This is a genomic window from Streptomyces sp. NBC_00090 (assembly GCF_045160815.1).
Classification (GTDB): Bacteria; Actinomycetota; Actinomycetes; order Streptomycetales; family Streptomycetaceae; genus Streptomyces.
In genome coordinates, this window is record NZ_CP108224.1 from 3,882,285 (window position 1) to 3,895,632 (window position 13,348).

The window sequence follows — 13,348 nt, forward strand, 5'->3', positions numbered from 1 at the left end:
TCGCCGGTGAGGCCTACTCCCCGAAGCACTAGGGTGAACGGCCCCAAGGGGCCCGTCCGACCGTCCACGGGGGAACAGCCGGACGGGCCTCACACACCAGCACGCGAAGCCATCCATCAGGAGGGGACCACCATGGGCGACATCGACGCCACGGACCCGATCGTCAAGCCGCAGGACCTGCACGCCACGGGCGCGGGTAGCGAGCAGATCGTCACCAAGGACCTGCACGCCACGTCCGAGCCCGCGAACGCGATCGCGGACAAGGTCCTGGCCCGGGAGCAGCAGCCTCTCGCCACGACCGACGACCTGCACGCGACGTCGGAGCCGGCCAAGTAGACCATTCCCGACGGGGAAAGGCCGCGGCGGCGACTTCGGGGGAGCCGCCGGGGCCCAGGGAGGCCCGGTCGACGGGGGAGCACACGGACTCGGGGGACACCCGACGGAACCAGGGGGGATCCGTCCGGGCAGGGCCCGTGCGCAACGCGATCGGACCACCGAAAGGAGGGGCCGGGCAACTGCCCGGCCCCTCCGGCATGCAGGGAGTACGGACCGCCTTCGTGCCCGGTGGAACGTTCCTCCACCTGACCGTCGTCCGATGCGAGTGCAAGCTCGCCACCAGGAGCGCCCCGCGCGCCGAGTCCTCGATCGTCAGGGGTCGTCGTGCTCGTGCGTCAGCGGGCGTAGGAGCCCAGGCCGACCAGGCAGTACACGTACTCGCTGACGACCGCGCCGTTCATCGTGTACCGGTGTGAGAAGGCGTACTGCGTCTTGGGGTTGGCGTTGCACTTGTTCATGTCGGAGGTGAAGGGGAACGTCTGGATCACCTTGTAGTGGGCGTCCGACGCCGAGCAGGAGACCTCCTCGACGTCGTCGACGGTCTGCGCGGTCTCCGAGTCGGGCAGCTGCCCGTTGAGGCAGGTGCCCTTGTCGAACGGGTCGGGCTCCTCCTCGGTGGGGGTCGCGGTGGCCGTGCCGAGGGGGTCGAGGGTGGGGAACGGCGAGACCGAGAACGTCGGGATCGGGGCCGGGCCCCTGGAGCCCGCCGAGTCCTTGTCGTCGTTCAGGAGGAACGCGCCGCCTACGAGCCCGCCGATCACGATGAGCGGGACCAGGCAGCCCAGGACGCCCGACTTCTTGCCGCCCGAGACCGTGATGCGCACGTACACCGTGTCGTTGCCGAGCCGGGCCGGGACGAGGTCGCCGTTGCGGCAGGGCGGGACGGCGAGCTGCGCGGGGCCCGTCGGCAGGTTGACCGGGATGACGACGCCGGTGGCGGCCTGCTGCGGAGTGAGGGTGAGGCGGATCTCTTGCGTCGACACCGGCTGCTCCTGGAGGAGGGGGCGAGGTAAGGGGGGCGTAAGGCTGCCCGTATGACGTGTACACGTGGGGAGTTGGTTGCACTCCCCCTCGCAGTCAGCCCCGCGCCCTCAGCTCCCCCTTGACCACCTTCCCGCTCGCGTTCCTCGGCAGCTCCGTCACGAACTCGACCTCCCGCGGCACCTTGTAGTTCGCCATCTCCCGCCGCGACCAGGCGATCAGGTCGTCCGCCGTGACCCGCGCCCCCGCCCTGCGCACCGCGAAGGCCTTGCCGACCTCGCCGAGCCTCGGGTCGGGGATGCCGACGACGGCGACGTCCGCGATGTCGGGGTGGAGGCCGAGGAGCTGCTCGATCTCGGCCGGGTAGGCGTTGAAGCCGCCGACGATGAACATGTCCTTCAGCCGGTCGGTGATCCGCAGGTTCCCGGCCTCGTCCAGGACGCCGATGTCCCCGGTGTGCAGCCAGCCGTCCCCGTCGACCGCCGCCGTCTCCTCCTCGTCCTCGAAGTAACCGCGCATGACGTGGTGTCCCCGGACGAGGACCTCGCCGGTGGGCGAGAGGCGGACCTCGGTGCCGGGGATCGGGCGGCCCGAGGTGGTGGCGACGGTCTCGGCCGGGTCGTCGCGGCGGCACATGGTGACGATGCCGCTCGCCTCGGAGAGCCCGTACGCCGTGAGGACCGTGCCGATCCCCAGCTCCGTGCGGAGGCGCTCGACGAGCCGGAGCGGGACCACGGCCGCGCCCGTCACGACGAGGCGGAGGGAGGAGAGGTCATGGGCGGAGCGGGCGGGGTGGTCCAGGAGGGACTGGTGGAGGGTGGGCGGGCCGGGGAGGACGGTGATGCGTTCGGCGGCGATGTTGGCGAGGACGGTGTCCACGGTGAAGACGGGCTGCGGGACGATCACCGCGCCCCGCATGAGGCAGGCGAGGATGCCCGCCTTGTAGCCGAAGGTGTGGAAGAACGGGTTGACGACGAGGTAGCGGTCGCCCTCCCGGAGGCCGGCCAGCTCGGACCAGACCGCGTAGCAGCGCAGGGTCTGGGCGTGGCCGATGACGGCGCCCTTGGGGCGGCCCGTGGTGCCGGAGGTGTAGATGACGTCCGAGGGGTCGGAGGGGTCGATCGCGTCTGCCCGGGCGCGGACCCGGACGGCCGGGACCCGGTCGCCCTCGGCGAGGAAGGCCTTCCAGGTCGTCCACCCCGCTTCGTCGGGCGCGGTGTCGCCGAGGACCACGACCTTCTCCAGGTGCGGGAGTTCGACGCCCGAGCGGCGCAGGGAGGCCACGTACGAGGTGCCGAGGAAGGTGCCGGTGACGAAGAGCAGGCGGGCCCGGGAGCTCTGCAGGACGTAGGCCGCCTCGGTGCCCTTGAAGCGGGTGTTCAGGGGGACGAGGACGGCGCCGGCGGTGACGGCGCCGAGGGCCGAGACGATCCAGTCGAGGGTGTTGGGGGCCCAGATCGCCACCCGGTCCCCGGCCCGTATCCCGGTGGCGAGACAGGCGGCGGCCGCCCGCTCGACGCGCTCGCCGAGCTCCGCGTACGTGACGCGGACGCGCCCGTCGACGACGGCCTCCCGGTCCCCGTACCGCTCGACCGCCGCCCGGACGAGTCCGGGGATCGTGCCCCACTCCAGGTCGCCGCGCATCTCCACCTCCACCGCTCCACTCCGCCCGCTCCCGCGAGCTGACTATCCGTCAGATTAGTTGTAACCTGACGCGCTGTCAGTAGCGCTGTCACACGGGGAGGTTGCCTTGCTCAAGGACGCCACGGCCATCGTCGGCATCGGACAGACCGAGTTCGCGAAACGGCTCCCCGAGACCGAGAAGGCCCTCGCCTGCCGGGCGATCCTCGCCGCCCTCGACGACGCCGGGATCGACCCCTCCGAGGTCGACGCCTTCGCCTCCTACACGATGGAGGAGACCGACGAGGTCGAGGTCGCCAAGGCCATCGGCGCCGGCGACGTCACCTTCTTCTCCAAGGTCGGCTACGGCGGCGGCGGCTCCTGCGCCACCGTCGGCCACCTCGCCGCCGCCGTCGCCACCGGCCAGGCGAGCGTCGGCGTCGCCTGGCGCTCGCGCAAACGCGGCTCCGGACCCCGGCCCTGGACCAACACCGCCGCCCAGCTCGCCACCCCCGGCCAGTGGACCCGCCCCTTCGGGCTGCTCCGCCCCGCCGACGAGATCGGCATGCTCGCCCGCCGCTATCTGCACGAGTACGGCGCCACCCGCGACCACCTCTTCAACGTCGCCCTGGCCTGCCGCAACCGCGCCAACCAGAACCCCGCCGCGATCATGTACGAGCGCCCGCTGACCCGGGAGATGTACATGACCGCCCGCTGGATCAGCGAACCCCTCTGCCTCTTCGACAACTGCCTGGAGACCGACGGCGCCCTCGCCTGCGTCATCGTGAGCGCCGAGCGCGCCCGCGACTGCCGGCGGAAGCCGGTGTACGTGCACTCCGCCGCCCAGGGCCTGCCCGCCCAGCACCACGGCATGGTCAACTACTGGAACGACGACCCGCTCTCCGGCCCCGCCTGGACCGCCGCCCGCCACCTCTGGAAACAGGCCGACTTCGGCCCCGACGACGTCGACGTCGCCCAGATCTACGACGCCTTCACCCCGCTCGTCCCGCTCTCCCTGGAGGGATACGGCTTCTGCGGGCGCGGCGAGGGAGCCGCCTTCACCGAGGGCGGCGCACTGGAGATCGGCGGCCGACTGCCGCTCAACACCGGCGGCGGCGGCCTCTCCGAGGCGTACGTCCACGGCTTCAACCTCATCAACGAGGGCGTGAAGCAGCTCCGCGGCACCTCCACCGCCCAAGTACCCGACGCGTCCACCTGCCTGATCACGGCGGGCGAGGGCGTCCCCACCTCCGCGATCCTCCTTCGAGCCTGAGGAGCCGAGACACCGATGCTGACACCCGTCGCCGACGAGGACGGCGCTCCCTTCTGGGAGTACGCCGCCCGGGGCGAGCTCCGCGTCCAGGCCTGCGCGGCCCCCGACTGCGGCGAGCTCCGCTTCCCGCCCCGCCCCTGCTGCCCGCACTGCCGCTCCTTCGACAGCGAGTGGCGGCTCATGTCCGGACGCGGCCGGATCTGGTCGTACGTCCTGCCCCACCCGCCGCTCCTGCCCGACTACGCCGCCCTGCCCGGATACAACGCGGTCCTCGTCGAACTGGCCGAGGCCCCCCGCATCCGCCTCGTCGGCAATGTCGTCACCACCCCGGACGCACCCCTGAACTCGGTCGATCCGGGCCGGCTGCGCATCGGCGCCCCGGTGAAGGTCGCCTTCACCGAGGTCGACGGCGTCACCGTGCCCCGCTGGCTCCTGGAGCGCGGATGAGCACCCCGGGCACCCCCGGCATCCACGTCGACCGCGACAAGGAGACCGGGGTCGCGGTCGTCACCCTCGACCGGCCGGAGAAGCACAACTCGATCACCCTGGACATGGCCCGCGAGCTCGCCGCCGTCTGGCGGGGGTTCCGGTACGAGGACGAGGTCCGCGCGATCGTCGTCACCGGGGCCGGGGGGCGGGCCTTCTGCACCGGGATCGACCGGGAGGCCGTAGGGAACATCCCGCAGCCCTCCTCCCCGTACACGATCGACGACCCGCTCCTCGCGATCGGCCCCAAGGCGAACGACCTGTGGAAGCCGGTGATCGCCGCCGTCGAGGGCATGGCCTGCGGCGGCGCCTTCTACCTGCTCGGCGAGGCCGAGTTCCTGGTCGCGGGCGAGGACGCCACCTTCTTCGACCCGCACACCACCTACGGGATGGTCAGCGCCTTCGAGACCGTCCACATGGCACAGCGGATGCCCTACGGGGAGATCGCCCGGATGGCCCTGATGGGCAGCGCGGAACGGATCTCGGCCCGGCGCGCGTACGAGACGGGGCTCGTCTCCGAGCTGACGGCGCCCGGCGGGGCCCTGGAGGCCGCCCGGCGGGCCGCCGCCGTCATCGCCGCGCACCCGACCGAGGCCGTCCAGGGCACGGTCCGCGCGCTCTGGTCGGTCACGGAGCCGTCCCGCACCCCGGCCCTCGCGCACGCGCCGCACCTGGTCGCCCTGGGGAACCTGCCGCCGGAACGTCAGGCGGAGCTGTTCACCCGGCGGGGGGCGGGTTTCAGGACGAGGTAGCCGAGGGGGTGACCGTCGGGGTGGCGGTCGACGACACCTCGCTCACCTCCCAGACCTCGCAGTCCTTCACCTGGCCGACGGCCTTCGGGGACTCCATCGCGAGCTCGAAGGTCTTCGTCTCCCGGTAGCCGACCTCGATCACGGTCTCGGCCCGGTCCACCTCCGTGCGGTCCGTTCCGAGGAAGCGCACGACGACCCGGACCGTCTTCGCCGCGTACGCCTCCGAGACGATCTTCACGGTGGCCGTGGTGTCCGCCTTGCGGGCCGGCCTGCCCTTGCGCTTCGCCTGCGCCGGCTCCACGCAGTCGACGACCTGGGCGCGGATCACCGCCGTCGGGGTCGAGGTCGGCGTGGGGTCGTACGTGTACTCCTCGCCCGAGCCGCCCGAGCCACCGCTCGATCCGCCCGAGCCGTCGTAGTCGTCGTTGCTCTTCTTGGAGCTGGAGCAGCCGCCGCCGTCGGAGTCGCCGTCCCCGCTCCTGCTCTTCCCGCTGCCGCCACCGCTGCTGCTACTGCCGTGGCCGGTCTGGAAACCGGTCAGCGCGAGCACCACCACCGTGAGCGTCGCCGCCATCTTCAGGCGCGTGCGCACCATCGGGTCCTCCCCGTCCTGTCGTGTCCGCGCCACCCTAGGGGATGCCCTGTGGCCGCATGGCGGGGCCCCCGCACCCGGCGTAGCGTCGGGAGCGAGAGCCGGACCGTCTAGGAGGCCGATCGATGATCCGTAATGTCGTCGGCTCGATCCTGGCCCTCGCCGGAGCGACGGCCGCCGTATGGAGCCCCTTCCGTGCCTGGTACGACGGCCGTCACGGCCGCGACTACGCGATCGACGAACTGTTCACCGGCATCACCGACGCCAAGGCCGCGGTGATCGGCTCGATCCTGCTGCCCTTCGCCTTCGCCGCCCTCGTCACGGTCGTCGGCGTCGTCCTGCGCTCCCGGCTGCTCGTCGCCCTCGCCGGGCTCGTCGTCCTCGGCTTCACCGTCTTCTGGATGGTGCGCGTCGGCCAGGCCGAGGGCAGCCTCGTGGTCTCCGGCGACGGCCGGGGCCTGGGCGACGGGGTCGCGAACGCCGTCGGCGGCGGCTTCCTGCTGCTCCTCGGCGCGCTCGTCATGTCGGGCCGGTCCCGCACGTGGCGGGTCGATCGGACGGACCACGAGCCGCGGCCCACCCACCCCACGCTGGACGGCCCGCCGCCCGACGACCGGCCCCCAGGCGAGTACGGCGACGTCACCGACCTCGGCGACGCGCCGCGGCGCCATCCGCAGGCCTCGCCCCCGTACGCCGCCCCGACCCAGCCCTTCGACGTGCCGGTCTGGGACCCGGACCGGGACGGCCCGGGTCGGCAGCAGCGATAGCGGGGTCAGCGGGCCCGCGGAGTCAGCGGGGCCCGCAGCGTCAATCGGCCCGCGGCGTCAGCGGGCCGAGGACCCCCGTCCCGTGGCCGTGCCCTTGACCGCGTCGAGCGCGTACACGCAGCGGTCCTTGCTGCACGCGTACACGACCCCGGCACGGACCACCGGCGAACCGGTGATCTCGCCGCCCGTCGCGAGCTTCCAGCGCAGCTGACCGCCGGTCGCGTCCAGCGTGTACAGGACGTGGTCGGCCGAGCCGAAGTGCACCCGTCCGTCGGCGACGACCGGGGAGCCGACGAGCTCGCCGCCCGCCGCGAACCGCCACCTCGGGGTCCCGGTGACCGCGTCGAGCGTGTAGAGCGCGCTGCCGCTGCCGACATGGACGTTGCCGCCGGCGACGAGCACCGGTTCGGCCGACTGGCGCGGCTCGGTCGCGATCCGCCAGCGGTCCTGGCCGGTCGTGGCGTCGAGCGCGTACACCGTGCCGAGGTGGTCGGAGAGGTACACCCCGCCGCCCGTGACGGCCGGCCCCGGGGCGAAGGCGGGCGGGGAGAGGAAGACGGCGGGCGCCTCGAAGTGCCAGCGGACGTGTCCGGCGGCGATGTCGACCGAGAGGACCCGGGTGCCGGCCGAGACGTACACGCAGCCGTCCTCGGCCGGGGCCACCCGGACGGGCACGTTGGCACAGGAGGCCGCGTCCCCGATCGGGTACGACCAGCGCTCCACACCCGTACGGGCGTCGAGGGCCTGGAGCCTGGCCTCCCGCCACACGTACACGGTGTCGCCGTGCACGGCGGGTCCCGCCTCCGGGGTCTCGAAGTCGGTCTGGGCGCCGGTGATCTCCCACAGCTTGGCGCCGTTGGAGGCCTCCCAGGCCTGGACCCCGCCGCCGCGCGTCCCGGTGACGACCGTGCCCCGGTCCACCCGGAGGGAGTACACCCAGGCGTCCGTGTGCAGCCGCCAGCGCTCGCTGCCGTCGGCCGCGTCGAGCGCGTACAGCGTGGGCCCGTCGGAGGCGTGGATACGGCCCGAGGCGACCGCCATCGACCAGGCCACGTCCCGGGTCTTGAACTGGCGCCGGCCGCTCCCCGTGTCCAGCGCGTGCACCTCGAAGGAGGTCACGTAGAGCAGGTCGCCGTCGACGACCGGGGTGCCCCAGACGTCGTTCGACATCCGGAAGCGCCAGGGCCGCCAGGGACCGGGCTCCGGCGGGGCATGGTCGGTGCCCTGCGCGGGGACGTTCAGCGGGCGGGAGCCGGGGGCCGGGCCGGGCTCGGCGCCGTGCGGGCCGCCGCCGGGCGGCCGGATCCAGCCGGTCGCCGGACCGGCGTCGGCGCTCCGGCCGACGGCGAGCGCGGCACGGGTGTCGGAGACCCGGGGGCCCGGGCCGATCGGCACGGTGGCGCCGCCCAGGCGGACGGGGCCGCCCGCGCTCTCCGCGGGCCCCGCGTGCCGGCCGCCGACGTGCGAGGGCTCGGGGTGCCGGCCACCGGCCGGACCGGGCTCCGGGGAGCGCGGGTCGCCGGACCAGCCGGCGGGCTGCCGGGGCGGGCGCGGCGGGATCGGCGGCGCGGTCGGGGCGGGCGCGGGGCGGCCGCCCCGGCGCGTCTCGATCATGGCGGTGGCGCTGTGCGGCAGCCAGGCCGAGGCCGTGCCGCTGTCGTCGCTGCCGGGACCGAAGAGGTGCGGGGCGAGCTGGGCCTGGAGGTCGGCCGGGCTGGGCCGCCGGGTGACGTCCATCTGCATGCAGGACTCGATGAGGGGCCGCAGCTCTTCCGGCAGGCCCTCCAGGTCGGGGCCCTCGCGGAGCAGCATGAAGACGGTCTCGACCGGGTTGGCGCCGTGGAAGGGCGCGTGGCCGGTGGCGGCGAAGACCAGCATCGAGCCCAGCGAGAAGACGTCGCTCGCGCCGGTGACGCTGCGCGAGTCGCGGGCCTGCTCGGGCGACATGTAGGCGGGGGTGCCGACGGCGACGTTGGTCATGGTCAGGCGCGTGTTGGAGACGCCCGACGCGATGCCGAAGTCGATCACCCGGGGGCCGTCCTCGACGACGAGGACGTTGGAGGGCTTGAGGTCGCGGTGGACCAGGCCCGCACCGTGGATGGACTGGAGGGCCTCGGCTACACCGGCCGCGAGCCAGCGGACCGCCTGGGCCGGGAGCGGCCCGCACTCGTTCACTATCTCTTCGAGAGAGGGCGCGGGGACATAGGCGGTGGCCAGCCACGGCACGGCGGCCCGCGGGTCGGCGTCCACCACGGCGGCCGTGTAGAAGCCGGAGACCGCCCGGGCGGCCTCCACCTCCCGGGTGAAGCGAACCCGGAACAGCTGGTCCTCGGCGAGCTCCGTGCGCACGGTCTTGATCGCCACGCGCCGGCCCGAGGCCGAGCGCGCGAGATAGACCAGGCCCATTCCGCCCGCGCCGAGCCGGCCCAGCACCTCGAAGGGCCCGATACGTCTCGGGTCGTGCTGCGTCAGCTGTTCCACTTGCCTGCCACCTCCCCGTACGGGCCATGAGGGTACGGCCCCGTGGCCCTGATTCTTCCTGTCCGAGGGCCCGGTTGCGAACCCGGGGGCGGATCGGGGTGTCACACCTCATAACGGTGCTGCCCGGTACGGGGTGTACCCGCTGGTACGGGGTGGGCGGTTCAGGGCGTATCGGCAGGTTCCGCGAGGACCGCGAAGCGTGCGCCCTGGTTGTCGCGGAGGACGGCGATGCGTCCGTGCGGGGTGTCGAAGGGCGGGGTGGAGACCCGGCCGCCGAGCCGGACGGTGATCTCGCAGGCCTCGTCGCAGTCGTGGACGGCGAAGTAGACGAGGACGTGGCCGGGCATCTCGGCGGGGAAGTCGTCGGTGATGACGGCGCGCCCGCCGAAGGCGCTGTCGTCGCCGGGCCGGGAGCCGGGGGGCGACCAGACGCGGTAGTCGAATCCGGCGTCCCTGCCCTCCTCCTCGGCGTCGGCCTGGCGGCCGAGGTAGCCGAAGACGGTGGCGTAGAAGGTGTCGACGGCGTCCGGCCGGCGCGTGTACACCTCCATCCAGCAGAAGGCGCCCGGTTCGTTCGTCCGCTCGAAGCCGTCGTCGTCACCGGCCTGGCGGAGTCCGAAGACGGCGCCGCCGGGGTCGGCGGCGAGCGCGAGGACGCCGAACGGGCCCACGGGGTAGGGGTCCATGACCATCTGTCCGCCGGCGGCCCTGATCCGCTCGGCGAGGGTGCCCGCGTTCTCGGTGGCGAGGTAGACGGTCCAGGTGGTGGGCATGCGGCCGTCGCGCTTGGGGAGGAGTCCGGCGACCCGGCGCCCGTCGAGGAGGGCCTCGTCGCGGTCGGGGTCGAAGGTCCAGCCGAAGAGCTCGCCGTAGAAGCGCTTGCCCGCCTCGAGATCGGGGAGCTGCGCGTCCACCCAGCACGGGGTGCCCTCAGTGCGTACGGCCATGGTTCCACGCTAGGCCGGTGGGGCCCCTCCCGCACGCCCCGACATGCGAACACAAGGGCGATTTATGGGCCTGGAACCCTTGGGGTGCTTGAGTTGTCCACCGAAGTTTTCCACAGGCTGTTCATAAGCCTATTCGAGTACGGAACCCCTGCGGACGGGCCGAGAGAATGCCCGCACCGTCACCGCTCTGGCTTGAACCCGCCCCTCCACCCTGAACCACAGACCGTCGCCGCCCCTCTTCCGACCTCGCAGAACACGCACGGCTCAGGGCCGCACCCCATTTGCAGTCGGCCGAATCGCGCGCCGATCCCCCCTCGGTAAGCTGACGGCATGACAGGACAAGTACGCACCGTCGACGGCCGCGTGGCCGGACGACGCGGTCAGGCGACGCGGCAGAAGCTGCTCGACTGCCTCGGTGAGATGCTCAGCTCCTCGCCCTACCGGGACGTCAAGGTCATCGATGTGGCCCGGAAGGCGGGTACTTCACCCGCGACGTTCTATCAGTACTTCCCGGACGTCGAGGGTGCGGTACTCGAGATCGCGGAGGAAATGGCCAAGGAGGGCGCCGGGTTGACCGAGCTGGTCTCCGGCCGCTCCTGGATCGGCAAGGCCGGCTGGCAGACCTCCGAGGAACTCGTCGAAGGCTTCCTGGACTTCTGGCGCAAACACGACGCGATCCTGCGGGTCGTGGACCTCGGCGCCGCCGAGGGCGACAAGCGGTTCTACAAGATCCGCATGAAGATCCTGAACTCGGTCACCAACTCCCTCACGGACGCGGTGAAGGAGCTCCAGGCCAAGGGCAAGGTCGACAAGGAGGTCAATCCGGCCGCCATGGCGGGCTCCCTGGTGGCGATGCTGGCCTCGGTTGCCGGCCACCAGAAGGGCTTCCAGACCTGGGGCGTCAAACAGGCCGAACTCAAGCCGAACCTCGCCCTGTTGGTGCACCTGGGCATCACCGGCAAGAAGCCGACCAGGTAACCCCTCCCCCCTTCCTTCACCCGTCCTGTCGTCGACGCCGACGGCGGTCCGCCCCGCCTCCACGGAGCGGAACCGCCGTCGGCGTCGCCGTGTCCGGGGCGGGGGTGGGGGGGGCAGGAGGGGCGGGTGGCTGGAGGCTGGTGGCGGAGGCGGGGCCTCGGGGCTCAGCGCCGGGTCAGCCGGAAGAGCCGGATCTCCCGCTCCACCCGCTGCTGGTACGTGGCGTACGGCGGCCAGAACGTCAGCGCCGACCGCCAGGCCGCCGCCCGTGCCTCACCCGACAGGAGCTCCGCCCGTACGGGGATGGACTCGCCCCTCCAGCTGACCTCGGCATCCGGGTGGGCCAGCAGGTTCGCCGTCCAGGCCGGGTGCCCCGGACGGCCGAAGTTGGAGCCGATGAGCAGCCAGCCGCCGTCGGGCTCCGGCATGCAGGCGAGCGGGGTCACCCGTGGCCGCCCGCTCCTCGCCCCCGTGGCCGTGAGGATCACCCCCGGCAGCATCTGGGCGCTGAGCAGCACCTTTCCCCGGGTCAGCCGGTGCACGGCCTTGTCCATCGCCGGGATGACGTGCGGGGCGATCCGGGCGAACGTCCGGGTCGAGGACACCTTCTGCATCAGTCTCACGCCGACGGGCATCTACGCCGCCACCTCTCCGAAGAGTCCGGTCCGTTCCGCCGCCCGGGCGCGCAGCCGCCGGGCGGGCCCGAAGAGCAGCTCGTCGGAGGCGGCCCGCTTGAAGTAGAGGTGCGCCTCGTGCTCCCAGGTGAATCCGATGCCGCCGTGGAGCTGGATGCTCTCCCCCGCGGTCGCGCGCAGCGCCTCCAGGGCGTGGGCGAGCGCGAGCGGCCCGCTCTCGGGCCCGGGCCCCGGCTCGCGGGCCGCGCAGTAGGTCAGGGAGCGGGCCGCCTCGACCTGGACGTAGAGGTCGGCGAGGCGGTGCTTGACGGCCTGGAAGGAGCCGACGGGCCGGCCGAACTGCTCGCGCGAGCCGACGTGGGCGATCGTCCCGTCGAGGGCGGCGCGGGCGGCGCCGACCGCCTCGGCGGCGAGCATCACGGCGGCGGTGCGGCCGGTGGCGGCGAGTGCGCCGAGCACGTCGGCCGGTTCCTCGCCGAGGAGTTCGGCCCCGGCGTCCCTGAGCTGGACGGTGGCCTGGGTGCGGGTGAGGTCGAGGGTGGTCCGCCGGGTCCGTACGAGCCCGGGGGTCACGGCCCCGGCCTCGCCACCGGCCCCGGCCCCGACCCCGGACCCGTTCCCACCGCCGGACCCGTCCGCGCCGCCGCCCCCGGCCCCCCGTCCGTCCTCCCGTACGAGGAAGAGGAGCGTACGGCTGCGGGCGAAGCCGCCGGTGTGGGCGGCGACGAGCAGCAGCCCGGCGCTGTGCCCGTCGAGGACCTGGGCGGCCTCCCCGTACAGGCGCCAGCCCCCGTCCACGGCGCGCGCCTGGACCCCGCCGGCGCGGCCGCCGCCGGACCAGTCCTCCGCCGTGTTGTCGCCGGTCAGGCCGAGGGCAAGGGCGAGGGAGCCGCCCGGGACGGCGAGCGCGCAGGTCAGGCTGCCGTCGGCGATGCGCGGGAGGAGCTCCGCGCGCTGGGCGGGGGTGCCGAGGGCGGCGATCAGCGGGGCGGCGAGCACGGCGGTGGAGAGGAGCGGGGAGGGCGCGAGGGCGCGGCCGGTCTCCTCGCAGGCGAGGGCGAGTTCGGCGGGCCCGCAGCCGACGCCTCCGTACTCCTCGGGGAGGGCGAGCCCGGCGAGGCCGAGGGCGCCGGACATCCGGGCCCAGAGCTCGGTGTCGTACCCCTCGGGGGTGTCGGTGGCCGCACGGTTCTCCCGCGGTCCGGCCCGCTCGGCGAGCAGGTCCCGCAGGGTGCGGCGGATCTCCTGCTGCTCCTCGGTGAACTCGGCCGCGAACCCGGCTGCGGGCTCGGCGGCGGGGTCTGCAGCGGGCTCGGCCACCGATCCGGCGGCGAACCCGGCGGCGGGCTCGGCCGCTGGGTCGGCAGCGGGCTCGGCCGCGAACCCGGTCGCTGGGTCGGCCGCGGGCGGGTCGGCGGCCGGGTCGGTGAGCGCGGCGTTGTCGGGCGCGTCCATGGGGCTCCCTCCGTATCTGACGGTGCGTCATGCTAGGGCGGGGCA

13 protein-coding genes are annotated in these 13,348 nt (G+C 73.5%); 6 read left to right on the forward strand and 7 right to left on the reverse strand.

From position 1 onward, the window contains the following. The first annotated feature begins 132 nt into the window (after positions 1 to 132). Positions 133 to 336 carry a hypothetical protein gene (locus OG361_RS17070; protein ID WP_384567026.1) on the forward strand — a complete coding sequence of 68 codons (204 nt, stop codon included), beginning with the start codon at positions 133 to 135 and terminating at the stop codon, positions 334 to 336. A 335-nt stretch (positions 337 to 671) separates the two neighbouring features. On the opposite strand, the gene OG361_RS17075 is transcribed toward OG361_RS17070, so the two are convergent. Beyond that, positions 672 to 1,319, reverse strand: coding sequence for a hypothetical protein (locus OG361_RS17075; protein WP_384567029.1), 648 nt, complete (start codon positions 1,317 to 1,319; stop codon positions 672 to 674). Positions 1,320 to 1,413: 94 nt separating this feature from the next. After that, a complete protein-coding gene (locus OG361_RS17080) occupies positions 1,414 to 2,961 on the reverse strand; it encodes a FadD3 family acyl-CoA ligase (RefSeq protein WP_405854469.1) in 1,548 nt (515 codons plus the stop codon). A 106-nt stretch (positions 2,962 to 3,067) separates the two neighbouring features. Between OG361_RS17080 and OG361_RS17085 the strand changes: the two genes are divergently transcribed. From OG361_RS17085 to OG361_RS17095, 3 genes are read left to right on the forward strand one after another with little or no spacing between them, the layout of a single operon-like run. Beyond that, positions 3,068 to 4,210 (forward strand): lipid-transfer protein, encoded by a 1,143-nt coding sequence (locus OG361_RS17085; RefSeq protein WP_405854471.1) that lies wholly within the window; start codon positions 3,068 to 3,070, stop codon positions 4,208 to 4,210. A gap of 15 nt (positions 4,211 to 4,225) precedes the next feature. Further along, entirely contained in the window at positions 4,226 to 4,657 is a 432-nt protein-coding gene (locus tag OG361_RS17090; RefSeq protein WP_384567035.1) for a Zn-ribbon domain-containing OB-fold protein, read from the forward strand. Then, positions 4,654 to 5,448 (forward strand): enoyl-CoA hydratase/isomerase family protein, encoded by a 795-nt coding sequence (locus OG361_RS17095; protein WP_405854473.1) that lies wholly within the window; start codon positions 4,654 to 4,656, stop codon positions 5,446 to 5,448. Before OG361_RS17090 ends, OG361_RS17095 begins: the two co-directional genes overlap by 4 nt. Here the strand turns inward: OG361_RS17095 and OG361_RS17100 are convergent. Next, entirely contained in the window at positions 5,435 to 6,043 is a 609-nt protein-coding gene (locus OG361_RS17100) for a hypothetical protein (RefSeq protein WP_405854475.1), read from the reverse strand. The genes OG361_RS17095 and OG361_RS17100 overlap by 14 nt on opposite strands. Before the next feature lie 122 nt (positions 6,044 to 6,165). On the opposite strand from OG361_RS17100, the gene OG361_RS17105 reads away from it, so the two are divergent. Beyond that, positions 6,166 to 6,807, forward strand: a complete 642-nt coding sequence (locus tag OG361_RS17105; RefSeq protein ID WP_405854477.1) for a hypothetical protein — start codon at positions 6,166 to 6,168, stop codon at positions 6,805 to 6,807. Between the two features lie 57 nt (positions 6,808 to 6,864). Here OG361_RS17105 and OG361_RS17110 read toward each other — a convergent pair whose 3' ends face one another. Together OG361_RS17110 and OG361_RS17115 are read right to left on the reverse strand one after the other, a co-directional pair. Further along, positions 6,865 to 9,288, reverse strand: coding sequence for a PQQ-binding-like beta-propeller repeat protein (locus OG361_RS17110; RefSeq protein WP_405854479.1), 2,424 nt, complete (start codon positions 9,286 to 9,288; stop codon positions 6,865 to 6,867). A gap of 161 nt (positions 9,289 to 9,449) precedes the next feature. Beyond that, positions 9,450 to 10,235 carry a VOC family protein gene (locus tag OG361_RS17115; protein WP_384567049.1) on the reverse strand — a complete coding sequence of 262 codons (786 nt, stop codon included), beginning with the start codon at positions 10,233 to 10,235 and terminating at the stop codon, positions 9,450 to 9,452. A 330-nt stretch (positions 10,236 to 10,565) separates the two neighbouring features. Between OG361_RS17115 and OG361_RS17120 the strand changes: the two genes are divergently transcribed. Further along, positions 10,566 to 11,213, forward strand: a complete 648-nt coding sequence (locus OG361_RS17120; protein ID WP_405854481.1) for a TetR family transcriptional regulator — start codon at positions 10,566 to 10,568, stop codon at positions 11,211 to 11,213. A 164-nt stretch (positions 11,214 to 11,377) separates the two neighbouring features. Here OG361_RS17120 and OG361_RS17125 read toward each other — a convergent pair whose 3' ends face one another. Together OG361_RS17125 and OG361_RS17130 are read right to left on the reverse strand one after the other, a co-directional pair. Beyond that, positions 11,378 to 11,848, reverse strand: coding sequence for a nitroreductase family deazaflavin-dependent oxidoreductase (locus OG361_RS17125; protein WP_384567052.1), 471 nt, complete (start codon positions 11,846 to 11,848; stop codon positions 11,378 to 11,380). Beyond that, a complete protein-coding gene (locus OG361_RS17130; protein ID WP_405854484.1) occupies positions 11,849 to 13,303 on the reverse strand; it encodes an acyl-CoA dehydrogenase family protein in 1,455 nt (484 codons plus the stop codon). Between the last annotated feature and the right edge of the window lie 45 nt (positions 13,304 to 13,348).